This is a genomic window from Streptomyces sp. NPDC017520 (assembly GCF_044329855.1).
Classification (GTDB): Bacteria; Actinomycetota; Actinomycetes; order Streptomycetales; family Streptomycetaceae; genus Streptomyces.
This window is the reverse complement of sequence record NZ_JBIRKB010000001.1, coordinates 362,327-383,185: the sequence shown is the minus strand read 5'-3', so window position 1 is coordinate 383,185 and position 20,859 is coordinate 362,327. Positions and strand designations below refer to the sequence as shown.

General features: G+C 72.5%; 21 protein-coding genes. 12 read left to right on the top strand and 9 right to left on the bottom strand.

The features are described 5' to 3' along the window. Positions 1–260: 260 nt before the first annotated feature. Positions 261–1,514, bottom strand: coding sequence for an NADP-dependent malic enzyme (locus tag ACH4KB_RS01765; RefSeq protein ID WP_398062584.1), 1,254 nt, complete (start codon positions 1,512–1,514; stop codon positions 261–263). A 526-nt stretch (positions 1,515–2,040) separates the two neighbouring features. Between ACH4KB_RS01765 and ACH4KB_RS01760 the strand changes: the two genes are divergently transcribed. Genes ACH4KB_RS01760 through ACH4KB_RS01750 form a run of 3 tightly spaced genes read left to right on the top strand, consistent with a single transcriptional unit; the run spans position 2,041 to position 4,761 of the window. Then, positions 2,041–3,003, top strand: coding sequence for an ABC transporter substrate-binding protein (locus tag ACH4KB_RS01760; RefSeq protein WP_210936360.1), 963 nt, complete (start codon positions 2,041–2,043; stop codon positions 3,001–3,003). 28 nt (positions 3,004–3,031) lie between these two features. Further along, complete coding sequence (locus ACH4KB_RS01755; RefSeq protein ID WP_398062582.1) at positions 3,032–4,000, top strand: amino acid ABC transporter permease; 969 nt, start codon at positions 3,032–3,034, stop codon at positions 3,998–4,000. Then, positions 3,997–4,761: an amino acid ABC transporter ATP-binding protein gene (locus ACH4KB_RS01750; RefSeq protein ID WP_073739993.1), complete on the top strand. Its 765-nt coding sequence runs from the start codon at positions 3,997–3,999 to the stop codon at positions 4,759–4,761. Before ACH4KB_RS01755 ends, ACH4KB_RS01750 begins: the two co-directional genes overlap by 4 nt. Positions 4,762–4,860: 99 nt before the next feature. Here the strand turns inward: ACH4KB_RS01750 and ACH4KB_RS01745 are convergent, their stop codons facing one another. The 3 genes from ACH4KB_RS01745 to ACH4KB_RS01735 form a co-directional block, all read right to left on the bottom strand. Beyond that, on the bottom strand, positions 4,861–5,667 hold the full coding sequence (locus ACH4KB_RS01745; RefSeq protein ID WP_398062580.1) for a hypothetical protein: 807 nt from the start codon (positions 5,665–5,667) through the stop codon (positions 4,861–4,863). Then, a complete protein-coding gene (locus ACH4KB_RS01740) occupies positions 5,664–6,152 on the bottom strand; it encodes a SigE family RNA polymerase sigma factor (protein WP_274343698.1) in 489 nt (162 codons plus the stop codon). The genes ACH4KB_RS01745 and ACH4KB_RS01740 overlap by 4 nt, the downstream gene beginning before the upstream one ends. A gap of 212 nt (positions 6,153–6,364) precedes the next feature. Then, positions 6,365–7,126 (bottom strand): class I SAM-dependent methyltransferase, encoded by a 762-nt coding sequence (locus ACH4KB_RS01735; RefSeq protein WP_398062578.1) that lies wholly within the window; start codon positions 7,124–7,126, stop codon positions 6,365–6,367. A gap of 103 nt (positions 7,127–7,229) precedes the next feature. Here ACH4KB_RS01735 and ACH4KB_RS01730 point away from each other — a divergent pair, with 103 nt between their 5' ends. Further along, positions 7,230–7,850 carry an ABATE domain-containing protein gene (locus ACH4KB_RS01730; RefSeq protein WP_217229855.1) on the top strand — a complete coding sequence of 207 codons (621 nt, stop codon included), beginning with the start codon at positions 7,230–7,232 and terminating at the stop codon, positions 7,848–7,850. On the opposite strand, the gene sodX is transcribed toward ACH4KB_RS01730, so the two are convergent. After that, on the bottom strand, positions 7,763–8,191 hold the full coding sequence (gene sodX, locus ACH4KB_RS01725) for a nickel-type superoxide dismutase maturation protease (protein WP_382286312.1): 429 nt from the start codon (positions 8,189–8,191) through the stop codon (positions 7,763–7,765). The two genes, ACH4KB_RS01730 and sodX, sit on opposite strands and share 88 nt — an antisense overlap. 189 nt (positions 8,192–8,380) lie before the next feature. On the opposite strand from sodX, the gene sodN reads away from it, so the two are divergent. The 8 genes from sodN to ACH4KB_RS01685 all read left to right on the top strand — a co-directional run bounded on the left by sodN (position 8,381) and on the right by ACH4KB_RS01685 (position 16,633). After that, positions 8,381–8,776: a superoxide dismutase, Ni gene (sodN, locus tag ACH4KB_RS01720; RefSeq protein WP_018959076.1), complete on the top strand. Its 396-nt coding sequence runs from the start codon at positions 8,381–8,383 to the stop codon at positions 8,774–8,776. Positions 8,777–8,936: 160 nt separating this feature from the next. Next, positions 8,937–9,809, top strand: coding sequence for an alpha/beta fold hydrolase (locus tag ACH4KB_RS01715; RefSeq protein WP_398062576.1), 873 nt, complete (start codon positions 8,937–8,939; stop codon positions 9,807–9,809). Between the two features lie 282 nt (positions 9,810–10,091). Beyond that, positions 10,092–11,057, top strand: a complete 966-nt coding sequence (locus tag ACH4KB_RS01710) for an alpha/beta hydrolase (RefSeq protein ID WP_398062574.1) — start codon at positions 10,092–10,094, stop codon at positions 11,055–11,057. Next, a complete protein-coding gene (locus ACH4KB_RS01705) occupies positions 11,054–12,226 on the top strand; it encodes an acyltransferase (protein WP_398062572.1) in 1,173 nt (390 codons plus the stop codon). Before ACH4KB_RS01710 ends, ACH4KB_RS01705 begins: the two co-directional genes overlap by 4 nt. 28 nt (positions 12,227–12,254) lie before the next feature. After that, complete coding sequence (locus tag ACH4KB_RS01700; RefSeq protein WP_398063319.1) at positions 12,255–13,565, top strand: sensor histidine kinase; 1,311 nt, start codon at positions 12,255–12,257, stop codon at positions 13,563–13,565. Beyond that, positions 13,562–14,236 (top strand): response regulator, encoded by a 675-nt coding sequence (locus ACH4KB_RS01695; protein WP_398062570.1) that lies wholly within the window; start codon positions 13,562–13,564, stop codon positions 14,234–14,236. The genes ACH4KB_RS01700 and ACH4KB_RS01695 overlap by 4 nt, the downstream gene beginning before the upstream one ends. A 43-nt stretch (positions 14,237–14,279) precedes the next feature. Next, the gene (locus ACH4KB_RS01690) at positions 14,280–15,458 is read left to right on the top strand and encodes a DUF1266 domain-containing protein (RefSeq protein WP_398062568.1); all 1,179 of its coding nucleotides are present in this window, start codon (positions 14,280–14,282) and stop codon (positions 15,456–15,458) included. Beyond that, on the top strand, positions 15,455–16,633 hold the full coding sequence (locus ACH4KB_RS01685; protein ID WP_398062566.1) for a DUF1266 domain-containing protein: 1,179 nt from the start codon (positions 15,455–15,457) through the stop codon (positions 16,631–16,633). The genes ACH4KB_RS01690 and ACH4KB_RS01685 overlap by 4 nt, the downstream gene beginning before the upstream one ends. Before the next feature lie 87 nt (positions 16,634–16,720). On the opposite strand, the gene ACH4KB_RS01680 is transcribed toward ACH4KB_RS01685, so the two are convergent. From ACH4KB_RS01680 to ACH4KB_RS01665, 4 genes are all read right to left on the bottom strand, one after another. Beyond that, positions 16,721–17,602, bottom strand: coding sequence for an SDR family oxidoreductase (locus ACH4KB_RS01680; RefSeq protein ID WP_398062565.1), 882 nt, complete (start codon positions 17,600–17,602; stop codon positions 16,721–16,723). Continuing rightward, positions 17,599–17,949, bottom strand: a complete 351-nt coding sequence (locus ACH4KB_RS01675) for a DUF952 domain-containing protein (protein ID WP_398062563.1) — start codon at positions 17,947–17,949, stop codon at positions 17,599–17,601. The genes ACH4KB_RS01680 and ACH4KB_RS01675 overlap by 4 nt, the downstream gene beginning before the upstream one ends. A gap of 33 nt (positions 17,950–17,982) precedes the next feature. Then, positions 17,983–19,659: a choice-of-anchor A family protein gene (locus ACH4KB_RS01670; protein WP_398062561.1), complete on the bottom strand. Its 1,677-nt coding sequence runs from the start codon at positions 19,657–19,659 to the stop codon at positions 17,983–17,985. 115 nt (positions 19,660–19,774) lie between these two features. Continuing rightward, the gene (locus tag ACH4KB_RS01665) at positions 19,775–20,773 is read right to left on the bottom strand and encodes an NAD-dependent epimerase/dehydratase family protein (RefSeq protein WP_398062559.1); all 999 of its coding nucleotides are present in this window, start codon (positions 20,771–20,773) and stop codon (positions 19,775–19,777) included. Positions 20,774–20,859 lie beyond the last annotated feature (86 nt).

Genomic DNA, 20,859 nt, shown 5'->3' with positions numbered 1-20,859 from the left:
TACCCCCGCCCCCCCCCCCCCCCCCCCCCCCCCCCCCCCCCCCCCCCCCCCCCCCCCCGGGGCGCTGCCCCGGACCCCGCTCCTCAATCGCCGGAGAGGCTTGAAGGTGCGGGCCCGATGCCTCAACCGCCGGAGACGCCTGAAGGTGCGGGCCCGATGCCTCAACCGCCCGAGAGGAGGGAGACGCGGCCCCGGGGCAAAGGCGGGCGGGGCCCGTACACCTACAGGCCCCGCCCACCCCACAACCGCTCAACGCGGCATCAGCGCCGAGCCACACCCTCCGCACGGGCCGCCGCGGCCACCGCCGCGGTGACCGCCGGGGCGACCCGCTCGTCGAACGGCGACGGGATCACGTACTCCGCCGCCAGCTCGTCGCCGACGACGTCGGCCAACGCGTTCGCCGCGGCGATCTTCATGCCCTCGGTGATCCGGGAGGCCCGGACCTGGAGCGCGCCCGCGAAGATGCCCGGGAACGCCAGCACGTTGTTGATCTGGTTCGGGAAGTCCGACCGCCCGGTCGCCACGACCGCCGCGTACTTGTGCGCGACGTCCGGGTGGACCTCCGGGTTCGGGTTGGCCATCGCGAAGACGTACGCGCCGGGGGCCATCGAGGCCACCGCGGCCTCCGGGACCGTACCGCCGGAGACGCCGATGAAGACGTCCGCACCGGCGAGCGCCTGCTCCAGCGAACCGGTCAGGCCGGCCCGGTTGGTCAGCTCGGCCAGCTCGCGCTTGACCTCGGTGAGGTCGTCGCGGTCGCGGCTGACGATGCCCTTCCGGTCGGCCACCGCGATGTCGCCGATCCCCGCCTCCAGCAGGAACTTGGCGATGGCCACGCCCGCCGCGCCCGCGCCGGAGATGACACCGCGCAGATCGCCGAGCGTCCGCCCGGAGAGCTTCGCGGCGTTGCGCAGGGCGGCGAGGGTGACGACGGCCGTGCCGTGCTGGTCGTCGTGGAAGACCGGGATGTCCAGCCGCTCCTGGAGCTTGCGCTCGATCTCGAAGCACCGGGGCGCCGAGATGTCCTCCAGGTTCACCCCGCCGAAGGAGGGGGCGAGTCGGACGACGGTCTCGACGATCTCGTCGGCGTCGGTGGTCGCGAGCGCGATCGGCACCGCGTCGACGCCGCCGAACTGCTTGAAGAGGATGGCCTTGCCCTCCATGACGGGGAGGGACGCCTCGGGCCCGATGTCGCCGAGGCCGAGCACGGCGGTGCCGTCCGTCACGACGGCCACGACCTGGGACTTCCAGGTGTAGTCGTGGACGAGCTCGGGGTTGTCGGCGATGGCGCTGCACACTTTCGCCACACCGGGTGTGTACGCCAGGGAAAGGTCGTCCTTGTCCCGGATCGGGACGGTGGCCTGCACGGCCATCTTCCCGCCCCGGTGGAGGGCGAAGGCCGGATCGAAGGGCTCGTCGGCCCCGGTGTCCACCGCGCTCGTGCGCTGGATGGCACTGTCGGCGGTGCTGTCGATGGTGCTGTCGCTGCGAGGATTGACGATCTCCGCTGCCATGGTGTTGACCCCTTAAGTCTTCATCGTTTGAGGGTGGCCACTCCTGGTTGAGGAGGGGTGGGCGGGCACCGCGTACGCGCCCCGCACCGGGCGGTCGGCCCGCCCCGGCAGGGAATGAGGTACATACGCGCGGGCGCGCCGCACACGCGCCCTGAGCCCCGGATGAGGGGTGTAAACGTCTTTCTTACCGGACGGACGGGGTTACGGACGAGTCCATATCGACGCGGTGACGTGACTCATAGTCGAATATCTGGACAAGTCGGCAAACCGGCATAAATGCCGCCCACCAGTCAAGACATGCCGAAGATTCTCCGGCAAGGGGAATGAATCCCCGTAGATGGTCCGGTCCTCGCGCACCGGCCGTTGATGTTCGGGGGTCGCCCGTTATCCGATTTTGACATGGCCGGACCCCTGAATGGGCCAGTCCAAATGGCAGGATGCCGTCATCACACAAGGTGGCGACACTCGAAGGTGCGTGCCAAGCCGCCCACCAGCACCTCACCCTCACCTGCCGGAGGATCCCGACATGACCGCAAGCACCACGCGTCGTACGACCGCGAAGTCCCGGATTGCGGCGATCGGCGCCATCGCGGTCGCCGGCTCCTTGCTGCTCACCGCCTGCGGCGACCAGACTGACAGCTCCTCCCAGGAGGGAGGCAGCGGCAAGGAGACCAAGAGCGGCGCACCGCTCTTCTCGAAGCTGCCGGAGAAGTACCAGAAGTCCGGTGTGATCAAGGTCGGCACGAATGCCGAATACGCCCCGATGGAGTCCGTCGAGAACGGAAAGATCGTGGGTGTCGACCCCGATCTGGCCGAGGCCCTCGGCAAGCAGCTCGGGGTGAAGTTCGAGTTCACCTCCGGTTCCTTCGACGGCCTGATCACCGCCCTGAACAGCGGGCGTCACGACATCGCGATGTCATCGATCACGGACAACAAGCAGCGCCAGGAGGGCCTGGACGAGTCGGGCAAGAAGCTGGGCGAGGGCGTCGACTTCGTCGACTACTTCCTCGCCGGCACCGCCGTGTACACGAAGAAGGGCAACCCGCAGAACATCAAGTCCATCGAGGACCTCTGCGGGAAGGCCGCGGCCGTCCAGCGCGGCACCACGTACGAGAAGGCCCTCAAGACACAGTCGAAGGCCTGTACGGACGGTGGCGAGAAGGCCGTCAAGATCGAGTCGTTCGAGAACGACACCGAGGCGCAGACCCGCGTCAAGTCCGGCGGTGCGGTCGCCGGCGTCAACGACTACCCGGTCGCGGTCGACCTGGCCCGCAAGGCCGACGGCGGCAAGGCGTTCGAGGTCGTGGGCGAGCAGGTCGACGCCGGCCCGTTCGGCATCGCCGTCAAGAAGGACAACACCGGGCTGCGCGACGCCCTGAAGGAGGCCGTCGACGCGATCATCGCCGACGGTTCGTACCAGAAGGTGCTCGACAAGTGGGGCGCCGGTACGGGAGCGATCGACAAGGCCGCCATCAACGGCGGCAAGTGACCGGACGCTCCACTGAAGGGCAGTCACCATGACTGACAAGTTCGACAAGACACCCGCCGGTTCACCGGCCGGCCCGGTGTCCGTCTCCAAGGGCGCCACCCCGGCCCCGGAGAACATCAAGGCCATTCCGGTCCGCCATGTCGGCCGCTGGATCAGCGGCGTCGTGGTCATCGGCCTCCTCGTCGCCCTCGGGTACGCCTTCTCGCAGGGCAACATCCAGTGGCACGCCGTGGGCGACAAGCTGTTCGACAGCACGGTCGTCGCCGGTGCGGGCCGCACCCTGCTGATCAGCGTCCTCGCGATGGTGCTCGGCGTGATCCTCGGCGTCGTGCTGGCCGTGATGCGGCTGTCGAATAACCCGGTCACCAGCTGGGTGGCCTGGTTGTACATCTGGTTCTTCCGGGGCACCCCGGTCTACGTACAGCTGCTGCTCTGGTTCAACCTGGCGCTGATCTTCCCGGTCCTGAACATCCCGTTCATCTACAAGGACGAGATGACGGACGTCATGACCCCGTTCATGTGCGCCCTGCTGGGGCTCGCGCTGAACGAGGCCGCCTACATGGCGGAGATCTGCCGGGCCGGCATCCAGTCGGTCGACGAGGGCCAGACCGAGGCCTCGCACGCGCTGGGCATGACCCAGGGCAAGACCATGCGCCGCGTGGTCCTCCCGCAGGCGCTGCGCGTGATCATCCCGCCGACCGGCAACGAGTTCATCAACATGCTGAAGACCTCGTCGCTCGTCTACGCCGTGACGTACAACGAACTGCTCCGCTCCACCTCGCAGATCGGCTCCACGTCGTACGCGGTGATGGAGATGCTGTTCGTGGCGTCCATCTGGTACATCGTGATGACCAGCGTGTTCAGCGTCGGCCAGTACTACCTGGAGCGCCGCTTCGCCCGCGGCGCGCTCCGCTCGCTGCCGCTCACGCCGCTCCAGCGCGTCAAGGTCAACCTCGCAGCGTTCGGCAACCGGCCCTCCGGAGGTGCCTCAGCATGACCACCCCCATGGTGAAGGCCGAGGGCGTCCACAAGTCCTTCGGCGCCGCCCACATCCTCAAGGGCATCGACCTGGAGGTCGCCCCGCGTGAGGTGTTCTGCCTGATCGGCCCGTCCGGCTCCGGCAAGTCGACCTTCCTGCGGTGCATCAACCACCTGGAGAAGATCAACGCCGGCCGGCTCTCGGTCGACGGCGAGCTGGTCGGCTACCGGCAGAAGGGCGACAAACTCTACGAGCTGAAGGACAGTGAGGTCGCCCTCCAGCGGCGCGACATCGGCATGGTCTTCCAGCGCTTCAACCTGTTCCCGCACATGACGGCCATCGAGAACGTCATGGAGGCCCCGGTCCAGGTCAAGGGTGAGTCGAAGGCCGTGGCCCGGGCCCGCGCGGAGAAACTGCTGGACCGGGTGGGCCTCTCCGACAAGGCGGGGAACTACCCCACCCAGCTCTCCGGCGGGCAGCAGCAGCGTGTGGCCATCGCCCGCGCGCTGGCGATGGAGCCGAAGCTGATGCTCTTCGACGAGCCGACGTCCGCGCTCGACCCGGAGCTGGTCGGCGATGTCCTGGACGTCATGCGCGGTCTGGCCGAGGACGGTATGACGATGATCGTCGTCACCCATGAGATGGGCTTCGCCCGCGAGGTGGGCGACGCGCTGGTCTTCATGGACGACGGTGTGGTGGTCGAGTCGGGCCACCCGCGCGACGTGCTGACCAACCCGCAGCACGACCGGACGAAGTCGTTCCTGTCCAAGGTGCTGTAGGGCCGGGCCCCGTCGCACACGGGAGGGCGGTACGGACGATCACGGTCCGCACCGCCCTCCCGCGCTTCCGGGCCGCGCCCGGTGCGCTCCCCCGCGCCCTCAGCCCCTGGGCAGCACGTCGGGGCCGGTGAGCAGCTCCTTGATCTGCTGCCGGGAGAGCGGCGGCTCCGACAGCAGCGGCCCCTGGGTTCCCGTGCCCTCGAAGCCGGTGCTGGAGCGTACGAGGAACTGCGAGCCGTCCCGCTGGACGAACCGGCCGACCAGCTCGGGCCCCCAGTCGACGCTGTCCTCACCCTCGACGTCCATCGTGTCGTGCCACGTCGTCAGGACCCGGCCGTCGGGAAGCGCCTCTCGCTCACAGTCCGTACGGGACGGCTCCTGGCCCACCCGGTCGCAGAGGTCCTCGTCCGGATCGGCCGGGCGCCCCGTCTTCTTCTCCACCGCCTCCCGGTCCTCCAGGGCGAGCGCCAGATAGCCGACGCCGCCGTCCTTGCGAAACGCGTACTGCCCGTCCAGCGGACCGAGATGCACGGTCTGCGCCTGTTCGGGTGTCACCCCCTTGATGAGGGCGAGGAGCGAGACCTCCTCGATCTCCCCCACGTCCGGCCCCAGCAGCGCGGCCAGCCGCTCGGCCTTGTCCGACGCGGGGGCCGAGGCCGGCGCCGACGTCGTCGAGGAGGCGGACGGCCCGGCCGACGCCACCGAGGCGTGTGCGGGGTCCTCGTCGCCGCCCGTCCGGGGCAGGGCGAACGCCCCGGCGGCGACCACCGCGAGGACGGCGGCCGAGGCGGCGGCGCGGCGGCGCCTGCGCACCCGGGCGGCCTTCGCGTACACGGCCCCGGCGGTGAACGCGGGCTTCCCCGCTCCCTCGGCGGCGCGGTCGAGCAGTTCACGGACCTCGTTCATACCAATTCCTCCGCCATCCCGGCGCGCAGCGCCGCCAGGCCCCGAGCCGTGTGGCTCTTGACCGTGTTCGTCCGCATCCCGAGCGCCTCGGCCGTGGCCTCCACGCTCAGGTCCTCCCAGTAACGGAGCACCAGCACCGCCCGCTGTCTGGCCGTGAGCCGGGCGAGTGCCTCCCTGACGACCAGACCGGTGTCCGTGTCGGCCGTGTTCCCCGGGCGGTCGGGCAGTTCGCCGTACGCCCGCTCCCGCCGCCAGAAGCGGCGACGGCTCGCGATGAACGTGTTGACCAGCGTCTTACGGGCGTACGCCTCGATGTTGTCGAGCCGTCCGTGCCGCCGGCCGCCGAGGACGACCTTGACCAGGGCGCTCTGGACGAGGTCCTCGGCCTCGTGCCGGTCTCCGCAGAGCAGATAGGCGCTGCGGAACAGCGCGGTGCGTCGGCCCTCCACGAAGTCGTGCAGCGCCGCGTCGTCATCGGCCCGCATACGGGCCCCTCTCCGGAATCCGCAATTCCCCGCCCCTTCTCTCCCCGCTCCCCGGCCCGCGGAGGCGGACCGTCTCACCCTTCCAGTGCGCCGGGGCCCGGCGGAGGTTGCGGGCGGCGACGAACGAAAAAAGGGGGCGGTACGGGCCCGAAGCCCGTACCGCCCCCTCTCACCGCCGTGCGGCTGCCGCCGTTCGCGGGCGGGTACTTCGACTACTTCACGGCGAGGACCAGGGTGTCCGAGGGGGACGCCCAGACCGCGCGGGCCTCACCGAAGCCGGAGGCCAGCAGGGTGCGGGCGTGCCAGTCGGCGGAGGGCATGTCGCCGTCCGCGTGCTCGCCGTAGATCGCGAACCGCTCGGCGGTGGGGGCGGCCAGGACCGGGTCCTTCGCGGCGACGGCCCACCACTCGGCCCAGTCCAGCGCCCCGGCGGCCTTGGCGCGGTCCATCGCGGCGTGCCGGTGGGCGCGTTCGGCGGCGTTGATGCGGGGGGTGGCCGTGTCGATCGCGCGGTCGGCGTTCATGAACACCCCGCCGTCCCGGACGAGGCCGCCGAGCTGCCCGTAGAGCGTGGTGAGCGGGTCCCTGTGCAGCCAGTGCAGGGCGGTGGCGGTGAGGACGGCGTCGTACGAGGCGTGGGGCAGCCGGGCCGTCCAGTCGGGGTCCTTGAGATCGGCGGTGACGAAGGCGACCCGGTCGTCGCCGTCGAAGGTGCCGCGGGCGATGGCCAGGAGCGCGGGGTCGAGATCGACTCCGGTGCTCGTGGCGTTCGGGAACCGCTTGAGGAGCCGGTCCGTAATACTTCCCGTACCGCACGCGAGGTCGAGCACCCGCGGTTCCGGTCCGACGATCGCCTCGACCATGTCCAGCATCACCCGGAACCGCACCTCGCGGTCGGGCATGTACCACTCCTGCTGCCGGTCCCAGCTCTCCTGCCAGGACTGCCAGTCGGTGCCCGTAGCCGTCTCCGTCACGCCAACCTCCACGTCATACCCGTTTACGTAATGCCCGTTTACGTCAATCGACCATTACACTGGCCGACGCCCCGACTCTAGACCGACACCGTAAGGACTACAAGTGGAACTGGCCTATTACTCGGACTACGCCGTACGCCTGGTCAACACCGAGGAGCCGGCCCGCAACAAGGACGCCCTCACCTCCGTCGAGGCGGTCCGGGAGCTGTTCGGAGCCAATCAGCAGGCAGCACGGCGGACGACGGACGCGGACGTGACCCGGTTCCGTTCCGTACGGGCGCGGCTGCGCGCGGTCTTCGACGCGGCGGACGGCGACGACGAGACGCTCGCGGTCGACCTGCTGAACTCGCTGCTGCTGGAGTTCCCGGTGAGCCCGCAGATCTCGGGGCACGACGTACGCGACGAGGACGGCAGGCCGGACTGGCACATGCATCTGGCCGACCACCCGTCGAACGCGACCGCCGGCTACGCGGCCATCGCGGCGATGGGCCTGGCCTTCCACCTCACCGAGCACGGCGTGGACCGCCTCGGCCTGTGCGAGGCGGCGCCGTGCCGCAACGCCTACCTGGACACCTCCACCAACCGCTCCAGGCGCTACTGCTCGGACCGCTGCGCGACCCGCGCGAACGTGGCCGCCTACCGGGCCCGCAAGCGCGAGGAGGCCGAGCGCACCGGCCGCAGCGCGGAGACCGCCCAGCCCAGCACCGCCGTCACCGACCGCTGACCCTTGGCCAGGGGCCGGTAGCGGGCCCGCACCCGGGCCAGCACCAGTTCCTCCGGCACGGTCCCGTAGTCGGTGCTGTCCCCGCCCGCGAAGGTGTTGTCGCCCCGCACCCACCAGCCGCCGGGCCGCCGCTCGGTGGCCCGCTTGACCACCAGCAGGTCCTGCTGGAAGGGGTGCCGCAGGATCACCACGTCACCGGGGCTCACGGACGCCCCGTACTGCACGAGCAGCAGGTCGCCGTGGTAGAGCGTGGGCACCATCGAGGGGCCCGTCACCTCCACCACCCGCAACGGACGCCGCGTCACCCGCCCGCCTCCGGACACCTGTCGCCGCTCCGGCATCTCCGGCACCTCCCGGTTCCTCCTCCAGCACATCGTCGGCACGTCACCCCGAGTGTCACTCCGTACATTCGGCCGACGGCCCGATTCTCACACCGGACTTTTGACCTAAGCCCCTGGGGCAGCCACGGAAAGCGGCGCTCCACGGAGTAATGTCCCACCTGAGAAGACGATCACGAGGAGGACAGCTCCATGCTTTCCCGCCTGTTTGCCCCCAAGGTGAAGGTCAGCGCCCACTGCGACCTGCCCTGCGGCGTGTACGACCCGGCCCAGGCCCGCATCGAGGCCGAGTCGGTCAAGGCCGTCCAGGAGAAGTACCAGGCCAACGAGGACGCGGACTTCCGCACCCGCGCCGTCCTGATCAAGGAGCAGCGCGCCGAGCTCGCGAAGCACCACGTCTCGGTGCTCTGGAGCGACTACTTCAAGCCCCCGCACTTCGAGAAGTACCCGGAGCTGCACCAGCTGGTCAACGACACCCTGAAGGCGCTCTCCGCGGCCAAGGGCTCGAACGACCCGAAGACGGGCCAGAAGGCTCTGGACCTGATCGCCGAGATCGACCGGATCTTCTGGGAGACCAAGAAGGCCTGATCTCCGGATCAACGCTTCGGCGGCCCCGGCCCGCGCGTCTTCGCGTGCGGGCCGGGGCCGTTCTCGTACCCACTGGTCCCGTGCCCGGCGATGCGCTACCCTCAAAGCGAGACGGAACGTCTCGTCTTATCTGCCGACTCACCAGGACAGCGAGGGCACCATGGAACGCTTCGTCGAAGTCGCCCCCGGCGTACGCCTCTGGGCCCAGGAACACGGCGCTCCCGACGCCCCCGCCCTGCTGCTGGTCATGGGCGCGCAGGCGTCCGGGCTCGGCTGGCCCGACGAGTTGGTGGAGTTGCTCGTCGCCCGGCATCGCGTGATCCGTTACGACCACCGGGACACCGGCCGGTCCACCTGGGCCTTCGACGAGCGGCCCTATCCGCTCACCGCGCTGGCGGAGGACGCCGTGGCCGTGCTCGACGCGTTCGGTGTGGAGCGGGCGCACATCGTGGGAATGTCGCTGGGCGGCATGCTCGCCCAGTTGCTGATCGCCGACCACCCCGAGCGGCTGCTGAGCGCCACGGTGTTCGGGACGCGGGCGCTCAGCTCCGTCCCCTACACCGCCCCGGACGGCACCCACGTCCCGCCCGAGCAGCTGCCCGGCGTCGCGCCCGCTCTGCTGGAGATGTGGGCCCGGCCCGTGGAGGACCGCGGGCCCGAGGCCGAGTTGGAGCGGCGCGTGGAGCACTGGCGGGCGCTCGGCGGCGGCCTGATCCCCTTCGACGCGGACCGTGCCCGTGCCCTGGAGCGCCGGATCATCGAGCACACCGGGCATCACCGCGCCGGTTCCGCGCACGCCCGTGCCGACTACTCCGGGATGGACCGCACCGAGCAGCTCGCCGGGACCCGCGTGCCCGCTCTGGTCGTCTCGGCCCTCGCCGAGCCCGTCTTCCCGCCCCCGCACGCCGAACACCTCGCCCAGGCGATCCATGGCGCGCGGCTCGTCGAGATCCCGGGCATGGGCCACGCGCTCCCCCGCGAGGTGCACGCCCCGCTCGCCGCCGCGATCCTGGAGCACACCGGCCGGGGCTGACTCCGAGCAGGACCGGACGCGACAGGAACGCGTGCCCCACCGGTCGGCCGAGGGGTGAAGCCGAGCAGGACCGGACGCGACAAGAACGCGTACCCCACCGGCCGGAGCCGGCCGCCCGACGCGTCCCCCACCCGTCCGTCGGCCACCCTGCCGCCTCCCCCGCGTCATACCTGAGAGCCACCCCGCAGGTGCCCCCTCCAGCGGGACGCCGACTACCGGCCCCCGTCCATAACTTCTGTACCGGAAGCACGCAACGCCCCTGGTACGGAAGGACCCCACCCCATGCCCGACCGCCCGCGCAGACCTCGTCTGCGCCGCGCCCTGCTAGCCGCGCTCATCACCCTCGCGGTGGCCGTGCCGGTGTCCGGAGCAGCCCGGCCCGCCGCCGTGCCCGCCCCCGCGCCGTCCGCTCACGGGCCGCTGCGGGACGCGGGGCCGACGGCGCTCGCCCAGCGGTACGCGGTGAGCCGGCAGGACATCCGGGCGGCCGGGCGGGCGGCGGAGGGTCACGGGGATCTCCGGCGGGCGGCCTCGCTGCGGGCGATGGCCGCGCCGGGGCGGCAGTTCCTGGCCTTCGACGGGCGGGACGGCGGCCGGACCACCGAGGTCGTCGGGGAGTTGGCCACGGCCCGGCGGATCGCGGTGCTGGTGCCCGGGGCGGGCGTCGGGCTGGACGCGTACTGGCGGCTGCGGCGCGATGCCCGGGCGTTGCACCGGGAGTTGGGGGAGGGCGCGGCCGTCGTCGTCTGGCTCGGCTTTCGCTCGCCCGCCACCGTCAGCCCGGCCGCGCTGACCACCGGGCGGGCCGACGAGGCCGCGCCGGGACTGCGCGCGCTGGTGGACGGGGTGCGCGCGATGCGGCCCGCAGCCCGGATCAGTCTGCTCTGCCACTCCTACGGTTCGGTGATCTGCGCCCGGTCCGCGCCGGGGACGGCGGCCGACGCCCTCGTCCTCTACGGCAGCCCCGGGGTCGGAGCCCCGGACGCCGCGTCGCTGCGCACCGGGGCCCGGGTGTGGGCGGGCCGGAGCGGCGGGGACTGGATCGCCCGGGTGCCCCATGTCCGGGTGCGGGTGCCGTTCGTCGCGACGGTCGGCTTCGGGACCGACCCGGTGGCGGACCGGTTCGGGGCCGAGGTGTTCGACGCGGGCGACGGCGGCCACAGCGACTATCTGCTGCCCGGTTCGCGCTCGTTGACGAATCTGGGCCGGATCACGGCGGGCGTCGAACCGCTGGAGGCCTCCCGATGACCGGTCTCGTCGCACGGATCGAGGCGGCCACCCCGCCCGGCCGGGACCGGGCCGTCGACGCCCTGCGGGCCCTGGCGATCCTCGGCGTGGTGGGCGGGCACTGGCTGGTGACCGCGCTGGTCACCGACAGCGGCACGGTGCGCGGGGCGAGCCCGCTGACGTATCTGACCCAACTCGCACCGGTCTCCTGGGTGTTCCAGACCCTCGCCGTTTTCTTCCTGGTGGGCGGGCAGGTGGCGGCGGGGAGTTGGGCCTCGGCCCGGCAGCGCGGCGTGCCGTACGGGCGGTGGGTGCGCGGCCGGCTGGGGCGCCTGTTCCGGCCGGTGGCGGCGGTGCTCGTGGTGTGGGCGATCGCGGCGGCCGCGATGCTGGTGGCCGGGGTGGGCGAGTCGACGGTCCGAGCGCTCGTCAAGCTGGTCTGGTCCCCGCTGTGGTTCCTGCTGGTCTTCGCCGCGCTGACCGCGCTGACCCCGCTCGTGGCGCGGCTACACCCGCTGTGGCCGCTCGTGGTGGTGCTCCACGTCGACCTCGTACGCCTGGGCCTCGGCGGTCCTCGCGAGCTGGGGTGGATCAACGTGGTCGCGGGCTGGCTGGTGCCCTACTGCCTGGGGGCGCTGGTGGCCCGGGGCGGGGCGCGGAGCCGGTCGAGCCGCTGGGCACTGCTGCTCGGCGGGGCCGCGGCAGCCGTCGTGCTCGTCCTGTGGGCCGGGTATCCGGCCGCCATGGTCGGCGTTCCGGGCGGCCGGATGTCCAATCTGGATCCGCCGAGCCTGGCCGCCGTGGCGTTCGGCCTGGCGCAGTGCGGAGCGGCGCTCCTGCTGCTCGGGCCGCTGCGCCGGGCGCTGCGGAGGCCCGCGGTCTGGGCGGTGGTGGCGGTGGTGAACCTGTCGGCGATGACCGTCTTCCTGTGGCACCAGACCGCGATGATCATCGTCACGACGAGTGCGGCGCTGATCGCGGACGGGCCGCTGCCGGGGCTGCACACCGTGCCCGACGGTCCCGGCTGGGTGCTCGCCCGGTTGCTCTGGCTGCCGGTGTTCGCGCTGGCGCTGTTGGTGTGCTGGGCGGCGTTCCGGGGTTACGAACAAGGCCGGCGGCACGGTGGCGGGGGCTCCCTCGTCGTACGGGAGTCCGCCCCCGAACGGAAGGGACACGCACGTCGTGCCTAGTCTGAGGGCGAACGGAGCCGAGGGGGCGGTGGGGGCGGTGACGTCATCGAAGGCGGTGCGCCTGCGGGCGGCGGTGCGCCGGGCGCCGCGTGCCCTGTACCAGGAGCTGTGGGCGGCGCCCGCCGACCGGGTGCCGCGCATGGGCGAGCCGGACGCGCCAGCGTGGCGGCCGTCGTTGCTGGTGCTGCTGATCATCGTGGCCGCCTGCTTCGCGGTGCCCCGTACCAACGAACTGGTCACGGAGCCGAGCGACGGCGTCAGCGGGTGGGCCGTGCTGGCTGCCCTGGCCCAGTCCGTGGTGCTGGTGGCCGGGATGGTCCGGCCGGTCGGGGCATGGTGGGCGGCGACCGCACTGTCGGCGACCACGGTCCTGGTCACCGAGCCGATCATGAGCCCGGACCGGTTGTTCCCCTGGAGCGTCATGGGGATGGTGTTCCAGGGCGGGGCGCTGTTCCTGCTGGCGCTGCGCGTCCCGCTGCGCCGCTCGGTGGGCGCGCTGACCCTCACCCTTCTGGCGGGCATGGCCCTCACGTTGCACCAGACGCAGCGACACAACCTCGACCTCGACCGCTCCGCACCGGTGTTCGTCGTCGCCCTGGTCCTCGGCGCGGCACTGCGTAGCGCGCGTCTCGCCCGCAAGGACCTCGTCGTGCAGGTGGAGTTGACCGCCGAGGAGCGGGCCCGGCGCACCCTGGTGGAGGAGCGCAACCGGATCGCCCGCGAGCTGCACGACGTGGTCGCGCACCACATGTCCGTGATCTCCATCCAGGCGCAGGTCGCCCCGCATCTGGTGGAGCACCCCACCGAGGAGCTGCGGGAGAATCTGACCGGCATCCGTGAGAACGCCCTGCAGGCCCTCACCGAGCTGCGCCGGGTGCTGGGCGTCCTGCGCTCGGAGGAGGCCCCCTCGCAGAGTGCGCGGCACGCCCCGCAGCCGGGCCTCGACGGCCTCGACGGCCTGCTCGCCACCGTGCGCTCGGCCGGTCTCGCCGTCACCCGCTCCACGACCGGTGACCCCCGGCCCCTCCCGCCCGGCGTCGAGCTGTCCGCGTACCGCATCGTGCAGGAGGCGCTGAGCAACGTGATGCGCCACGCGCCCAGCGCGAGCGCCGAGGTGGTGATCGGCCACCGGCCCGCCGGGCTGACCGTCCGGGTCGTCAACTCGCCGCCGGACCGCCCGGCAGCCCCCTCCCCCGGCGTACGCCACGGCCTGCTCGGGATGCGCGAACGCGCGGCGATGCTCGGCGGTGAGCTGGCCACCGGTCCCACGCCCGACGGCGGCTGGGAAGTCACCGCGATCCTGCCCACCCGTACCGAGACGACCGAGGACGCCCCATGACACCGCCCATCCGCGCCGTGATCGCCGACGACCAGATGATGGTCCGCCAGGGCTTCACGGTCCTGCTGAACGCCGAGCCGGACATCGAGGTCGTCGGGCAGGCCGTCAACGGGCTCGACGCGGTCGACAAGGTCGCCGAACTCGCGCCGGACGTCGTCCTGATGGACATCCGGATGCCGGAGCTGGGCGGTATCGAGGCGACCCGGCGGATCACCGCCCCCGAGGGCTCCACGGTGAAGGTGCTCGTGCTGACCACCTTCGATCTCGACGAGTACGTCTACGAGGCGCTGCGCGCGGGCGCTTCGGGCTTCCTCCTGAAGGACGCCTCGGCCGACGAACTGGCCCACGCGGTACGGGTGGTGGCGGCGGGTGACGCACTGCTCTCCCCGAACATCACCAAGCGGCTCATCGTGGAGTTCTCGCGGACGGCCGGGGCCCCGCGCCCGCCGCTCAAGGCACGCATCGGGGACCTGACGGAGCGCGAGACGGAGGTGCTGACGCTGATCGCGGGCGGCCTGTCGAACGCGGAGATCTCCCGGCAGCTCATCGTGGCGGAGCAGACGGTGAAGACCCATGTGGGCCGGATCCTGGTCAAGTTGGGCGTCCGCGACCGGACCCAGGCGGCGGTGTTCGCGTACGAGTCGGGGCTGGTGCGCCCGGCCGGGCTCTGACCTCCCGCGCCCGGCGCGGGGCCCGTTTCGTAGGATCGGCTCCGTGACGACGGGGAACGGGGCAGGAACAGCGGGCGGCGCAGCGGTGGCGCCCACCGGGATCGAGCGCGCACTGTCCGCGGCCGTCGCGGGCGGCAGCGCCGACGCGGTCGTGGAGCTGCTCGCGCGGACCCGGCTGTACGTGCTCGTCGCCCGGCTGCACGCGGACATCCCCGGCTGGACGGCCCCCCTGCCCGCGATCCGCGACGAGGCCTCCGGGCGGACCTGCGTCCCGGTCCTGACCCAGGGCATGCTGCCGCCCTGGCACCCGGAGTGGGTCTTCCGCGAGGTGAGCCTCGGCGAGCTAGCCCGGATCTGGCCGTACGACGTGCGCGGGCTCGCGGTGAACCACGGCACCCCGTACGCGGCGATGGTCGACGCCCGGCCCAGGCGGCTGAAGGCCTGGGCGAGGGCCGGCGAGCACTCCGGCGGGGCCGAGCGGGGCGTCCTGCTCACCGACGACGGCGGGCCGCTGCACGGGCCGCTCGCCCACGGGCTGGCGCTCGGCGCCCATCTGGCCGTCACCAACGGCCTCATCTGGAACCGGCTCGGCGCCGTCTACGAGGACTACGCGACCGACCGGGCCCGGTTGCGCAGCCCGTGGGGCATCCCGCACCGCGCCGAGTACCGCGATCGCCTCGCCTCCCTGATGAAGAACCAGCTGGTCGGACGCGTACAGGAAGCCGTCCTGCGGACCCGGCACACCCTGGCGCACCGGCTGGGGCGGACGCCGACGCACCAGGAGTGGTCCGAAGCGGTGGCCCGCGCCTTCGCCGCGCGCGACGCCGACGACCGGGCGATGGCCGACCGGGCGCTGCGTCACATCGCCCTGTACGAAGGGAAGTTCCGGACCGACGGCGCGCTCGCCCCGGACGGCCGCGTCGACACACTGGCCGCCTTCGACCTCGGCCGGGCGGTCAACGTCGTACGGCTCGCGCTCGGCGCCCGGTACGGCGAACCGCACGAGGCCGAGCAGGACGTGCTGCGCATCGGCGGACTCGCCCGGGCGGCCTACTCCTCGTGGGCGGACTTCTCCCTCGGCTACCTCATGGCCCGGGTGGTCCACCGGGCCGAGGACGACGGACCGGAGGCAGCGGAGCCCACGTACCGGCAGTCGCTCGCCGAGCACCGCGTCCTCGTCCAGGACCCCACCAGCCCCTACCGGAACATCGCGTGGTCATGAACCCGATCCACCCGCACCACCTCCCGGCTTCCCCGGCCCCCTGGGTCCCGCCGTCCGAGACCGAGCAGCTCCTCCACGAGGCGGCGCTGCGCGGCGACGCCCGGGCCCAACTGGCGGCGCTCGCGGGGACCCAGCTGTACATCCCGGCCCCGCGTGCCGAGGTGGACGCGAAGCCGGACACCATCACCTGGCGCGCGCACCACGACCCGGCCGGCTTCGTCTGCCGGCCGGTGCTCACCCGGGGCATGCTGCCGGCCTGGCATCCGGACTGGGTCTTCCACGGGGTCTCGCTGCGCTGGGCCGCCGAGTTCGGCTGGTCCGACCCGCACGTGTTCCTCGGGGTGAACGTGGGAACGCCCGGCCAACTGCTGCTGCCGACGGGCCCGACGGACCTGGCACTGTGGCAGCGCGCGTACGCGGAGATGGACCGTCTCCCGGAGAACCGGCTGCTCGCGCTGCGCCACGGAGCGCTGCGCGGGCCGCTGGCGTACGGACTGGCCTGCGGGGCGCACCTGGCGATCGGGAACGCGGTGCCGTGGAACGAGATCGGGACGGTCTGCCGCGACTACACCACCGAGCGCGATCAGCTGCGCGACTCCTGGGGCATCACCGACCACGCGGAGTGGCGCAAGCAGCTGGACGTGCTGCTGGAGGCCCGCAACAGCCCGCCGGAGCCGGACTTCGTGCTGCGCGCCCGCGAGCAGTTGGCGGCCGGGCTCGGCGAGCTGCCCTCGGCCGATCTGTGGCGCGAGACCGCCGCCGGTCACGCCCAGGACCTCGGGGCCGACGCGGGCACGGTGAAGGGCATCGAGGACCTCGTACGCCGGATCATGCGCTACGAGGCCCGGTTCCGCGCGGACGGGCTGCTGCCGCCGGACGGCCGGGTGCGCACGACGGTCGCGTACGACTACGGGCGGGCGGTGAACCTGGCGCGCTGGGGGCTGTCGGCGCGCTACTGCACACCGGCGGACGCGGAGCAGGCGATCGTCTACGCCGGGGCGCTCGGCAAGTCGGCCTACCGTTCCTGGGAGGACTTCTCGGCGGGGTACGCGCTGGGGCGGGTCCTGCGGTTCGACGAGGAGGAGTACGGGCCGTTCTACGAACAGAACGTCCTCGCCCACCGTCTGCTGGCGGAGAGCGAGGGCAGTCCGTGGCGTCACATCCCGTGGCGGTGAGGCGGGGCCTAGGGCGTGTCCGGCGGATCTTGACCGGGTCCGCGGCGCCTGGCACGGCACCTCGCGGCGTTGCCGAAACGCCCTAGGTCAGCCGCCCGCCAGCAGGTGCCGATAGCTGTCCGGGTTCTCCACCAGGAACTGCGCGAAGCTCTTGGCCGGGTGCCCGGTGAGCGTGGGCACCGCGTCGGAGACGGCGGCCAGCTCTCCGTTGGCGATGGCCTCGTACGAGGTGACCCAGCCGGCCACCTCCCAGTCCTCGGCCCCGTGGCCGGCCCGGGAGGCGTAGGCCTCCTCGCGGGTCTCGGGGACGTAGACGACGGGTCGCCCGGTGGCCCGGGTCAGTTCGTCGGCCGCCTCGGCGAGGGTGAACGCCTCGGGTCCGGTGAGGTCGTAGACCCGGTCGTCGTGGTCCGTGCCCTCGTCCAGCAGCACGGCCGCCGCCGCGTCGGCGATGTCCTCGTGGGCCACGGCCGCCACCCGTCCGTCGCCGCCGGGCCCTCGCAGCACCCCGTCGGTCCCGGTCATCGCGGGCAGCCCCGCCAGATACCAGTTGTCCCGCAGGAAGGTGTGGCGGATCTCCGCCGTACGGATGTGGGCCTCGGTGTCCCAGTGGTCGCGGGCGAAGGTGAACGTGGCGTCGGGCGCGGCCCCCTGGAAGGACACGTACACGATCCGCTCCACGCCCACCGCCACGGCGGCGTCGATCGCCGTGGTGTGCTCGCGGACCCGGTAGGGGCTTTCGTGGGCGGAGACCAGGAACAGCGTGTGGGCCCCGTCGAGAGCCCGGCGCATGGCCTCCGCGTCGCCGTAGCGGGCGGCGGGCGCGTGGTCGGCACCGGGCAGGTCGGGCAGCCGGGCGGGGTCGCGGCCGAGGAGCCGTACGGGTACGCCGGTCCGGGCCAGCCGTCGGGCGACCCGGCCGCCGACGGCTCCGGTCGCTCCGGTCACCGCGATGAGGGGGCTGGTCACTGGGGTTCGTCTTCCTCTCGTCGTCCTCCGTCCCAGGGCCGCGCCTCCACGACCGCGCCCACCGGGAGCGGTCCGTACAGGTGCGGGAACTCCTCGCCGCCGGGCTTCATCGCCTCGTACCGGACGGGGTCGGCGAGGCGGGCGGGGTCGACGACCAGGACCACGAGGTCCCGGTCGTCGTCCCCGTACAGCATCCGGGCCACACCGGGGAGCTGGTGGGGCAGCGAGAGATGGATGAAGCCCTCCTCCTGGAGAGTGCGGCCGCGGGTGGACATCTCGTACGTCCCTGTCCCGCGGGCCGCCTCCCAGAGAGGTGCTTCGGCGAGGTGGAGCAGCGGTTCGGTCATCGAACCACGCTAGCGGGCGGTGCTTGGCCCCTGCTAGAAGGTGCGGCGACGAGCCCTGCGCGTGGCCACGAGAACCGTGCCGCCGGCGGCGACCAGCGCGGCCGCGATGGACCCGATGATCCATTCGCCGCCCCGGGAGCCGGTGTCGGGCAGCTTACCCGGGTGGCTCGGCGAGTGCGTGGGGTGCGGCGGGTGGCCGGTGCGGGTGGGGGTGGGCGTGGGGTCGGTGGGGGTGGGCGTGGGGTCGGTCGGCGTGGGCGTCGGGTCCGTCGGCGTCGGCGTGGGGTCCGTCGGGGTGGGCGTGGGGTCCGTCGGGGTGGGCGTGGGGTCCGTGGGAGTCGGAGTCGGGTCCGTCGGGGTCGGCGTCGGGTCCGTGGGAGTCGGAGTCGGGTCCGTCGGGGTCGGCGTCGGGTCCGTGGGAGTCGGAGTCGGGTCCGTCGGGGTCGGCGTCGGGTCCGTCGGGGTGGGCGTCGGGTCCGTCGGCGTCGGCGTGGGATCCGTGGGAGTCGGCGTCGGGTCCGTCGGCGTCGGCGTCGGGTCCGTGGGAGTCGGCGTCGGGTCCGTCGGGGTCGGCGTGGGATCCGTCGGCGTCGGCGTCGGGTCCGTCGGGGTCGGCGTGGGATCCGTCGGCGTCGGCGTCGGGTCGGGCGAGCAACTCGGCAGGTCGCCGTCGAAGGGGTACGCGTGGATCTCCTGGCCGCCCGACGCGCCCGCCGAGGTGTGGGTGAGCGAACCCGCCGTGTAGAAACGGCCGTTGGTGCCGCTCATGCTGAGCACAGTGGTGCTCGTCGGCTGGCCCACCAGCACGCTGCCCTCGAACTGGGCCGGGCCGGTCAAGGACAGGTCGGTGGCGTCCGGGAAGTTCCAGAGCAGGTTCTCGCGGAGGCCCTCGTTGGGGAACGAGCCCATGAACGTGGCGACGCTGCGGGTGGAGCCGTAGACGTTGACGAGGACCGTCGCGCCCTCGGGGATGCCGTTGAAGACGAACCCCGTGTTGCCGCCCGCCTCCGACTCCAGGTCCGCGTCCACGTCGAAGATCTGGATCGCGGACGAGCCGTCACCGGTGAACGTCATGATGTCGCCGGTCTTCACCCACGTGCCCGTCGCCTCGCGGTGCTCGTCGCCGTCGTACGCGTAGCACTGGCTGGCCTCGGTCAGCTGCGGGCGCAGCTCGGTGTACGGGGCGGCCGCGTCCGCGTCGAAGCGCGGGGCGGTGGTGGGGTTCACCGTGCCCGTGAGCTCACCCGCGTACGCGACGCGGCCGGAGTGCGTGCCCTCCTCGGCGAGCAGGCGCTCGCCGGCGGCGATGGTCACGTCGCCGCCCGCCGTGAGGTAGTCGGAGCCGTCCGGCGGCGGCACCCGCGAACCGACGCCCGCGATGCCGACGTTGTAGACCTGCGAGACCCCGTCCCGCTTGTCCATGTCGAAGCTGCCGAGGGTGACGACCTTCCCCTCCGCCTCGGCCGCCGCCTCCCGGACCAGGAAGTCCCCGCCGACGTAGACGTTGATGTTGCTGTCGAAGTTGGTGACCGGGCCGTTGTTGGGGTCGTTCCAGCTGGGCGGGCAGGAGCTGCCGAGGCAGGGTCCCAGTCCGCCCGGCAGCGGATCGGCACCCGCGGCCGGGGCCAGCACGCCCACCATCGCCGCGGCCGTCGCCACTGTCACTGCTGCCCGGATTGCGTTGCCGCGCCTGCGCGCCTTCTGTTCCATGCCGCGCAATATGCATGGTTAACACTTTGTCATTTTGTATGACACGCCGCTCTCGTCCCTTTATGTAGGCCTATAGGTGGTTTCTTCGCCGCGACACGCAGACTGAAGCGGTACGTCAGAGAGCCAGCAGCTTCGCCTCCAGCGCGGGGGCGAGGCCGACGGCCGGGCGGTCGGGGCGCTGGGGCGCCACGCCGCCGAGGGTGCGCAGCCAGGCCCAGGTGTCCGCGACGGTCTCTCCGGCCGGGCGACAGCGCAGTCCCGCGGCGTACGCCCTGGTGGGGTCGCCCCGGTGGAGCGTGTCGTACAGCTCGCCCGGCGGGAGCCAGATCGGCAGGTCGCTCCAGGGCTCGACCCCGGCGGCCAGCAGGACCTCCGGATCGGTCCAGCGCAGCTCGGCGTCGGACCCGGTGACGCGTAGGCAGGCTTCCAGCAGCTCACCCGTGGTCGTGTGGCCGGGGCGGCTGACGGTGTTGTACGCGCCGTGCAGCCCGTCCGCCGCCGCGTCCAGGAGCCAGTCCGCCAGGTCCCGGGCGTCGATGTACTGGAGCTCGGTCCCGGGCGGGCCGGGGGCGATCACCGGTCCGCCCCGGGCGATCCGCGCCAGCCACCAGGGCAGTCGGCCGATGTTCTCCCCGGGGCCGATGATCAGCCCGGCCCGCGCCAGCAGGGCCCGGTCCCCGAAGGCGTCGAGGGCGGCCAGCTCACCGCCGCGCTTGGCCCGGTCGTACGGCACGTCCGCGCCGTCGTCGGGCGAGGCGCCGGCCACCAGCGGGCCGTCCTCGCCGAGTCCCGGGGCGGCCGGATGGGCGTACACCGAGCGGCTGGAGACGTAACTGAAGTGCCCGGACCGGCCGGACAGCAGACGGGCGGCGTCGCGGACGGCGGCGGGCGCGCCGCTCCAGGTGTCGACGACCAGGTCCCAGTCCTGCCCGCCCTCCGCCAGCGCCGCGAGTCCGCGCTCACCCGCGGTCCGGTCCCCCGTCAGCGCGCGCACGCCGGGCGGGGGCGCGTGGTGGCCCCGGTGGAACACCGTGACGTCCCAGCCCCGCTCCAGCGCGGCGTCGGTGACGGCCCGTCCGACGAACTCCGTACCGCCCAGCATCAGAAGCCTCATGGGACGACTCTGCCCCACCGGAAGACGGCGACGGACACGAGCACGCTGTCAGCAGAACGGGGAACTCACCGTCGCGGGCCGGTGCG

Bases quoted from the DNA above. Each gene is read 5' to 3' on its own strand.
- ACH4KB_RS01765 (WP_398062584.1), bottom strand. From the start codon at position 1,514: ATGGCAGCGGAGATCGTCAATCCTCGCAGCGACAGCACCATCGACAGC.
- ACH4KB_RS01760 (WP_210936360.1), top strand. From the start codon at position 2,041: ATGACCGCAAGCACCACGCGTCGTACGACCGCGAAGTCCCGGATTGCG.
- ACH4KB_RS01755 (WP_398062582.1), top strand. From the start codon at position 3,032: ATGACTGACAAGTTCGACAAGACACCCGCCGGTTCACCGGCCGGCCCG.
- ACH4KB_RS01750 (WP_073739993.1), top strand. From the start codon at position 3,997: ATGACCACCCCCATGGTGAAGGCCGAGGGCGTCCACAAGTCCTTCGGC.
- ACH4KB_RS01745 (WP_398062580.1), bottom strand. From the start codon at position 5,667: ATGAACGAGGTCCGTGAACTGCTCGACCGCGCCGCCGAGGGAGCGGGG.
- ACH4KB_RS01740 (WP_274343698.1), bottom strand. From the start codon at position 6,152: ATGCGGGCCGATGACGACGCGGCGCTGCACGACTTCGTGGAGGGCCGA.
- sodX (WP_382286312.1), bottom strand. From the start codon at position 8,191: ATGCCGGAGCGGCGACAGGTGTCCGGAGGCGGGCGGGTGACGCGGCGT.
- sodN (WP_018959076.1), top strand. From the start codon at position 8,381: ATGCTTTCCCGCCTGTTTGCCCCCAAGGTGAAGGTCAGCGCCCACTGC.
- ACH4KB_RS01715 (WP_398062576.1), top strand. From the start codon at position 8,937: ATGGAACGCTTCGTCGAAGTCGCCCCCGGCGTACGCCTCTGGGCCCAG.
- ACH4KB_RS01710 (WP_398062574.1), top strand. From the start codon at position 10,092: ATGCCCGACCGCCCGCGCAGACCTCGTCTGCGCCGCGCCCTGCTAGCC.
- ACH4KB_RS01705 (WP_398062572.1), top strand. From the start codon at position 11,054: ATGACCGGTCTCGTCGCACGGATCGAGGCGGCCACCCCGCCCGGCCGG.
- ACH4KB_RS01695 (WP_398062570.1), top strand. From the start codon at position 13,562: ATGACACCGCCCATCCGCGCCGTGATCGCCGACGACCAGATGATGGTC.
- ACH4KB_RS01685 (WP_398062566.1), top strand. From the start codon at position 15,455: ATGAACCCGATCCACCCGCACCACCTCCCGGCTTCCCCGGCCCCCTGG.
- ACH4KB_RS01675 (WP_398062563.1), bottom strand. From the start codon at position 17,949: ATGACCGAACCGCTGCTCCACCTCGCCGAAGCACCTCTCTGGGAGGCG.
- ACH4KB_RS01670 (WP_398062561.1), bottom strand. From the start codon at position 19,659: ATGGAACAGAAGGCGCGCAGGCGCGGCAACGCAATCCGGGCAGCAGTG.
- ACH4KB_RS01665 (WP_398062559.1), bottom strand. From the start codon at position 20,773: ATGAGGCTTCTGATGCTGGGCGGTACGGAGTTCGTCGGACGGGCCGTC.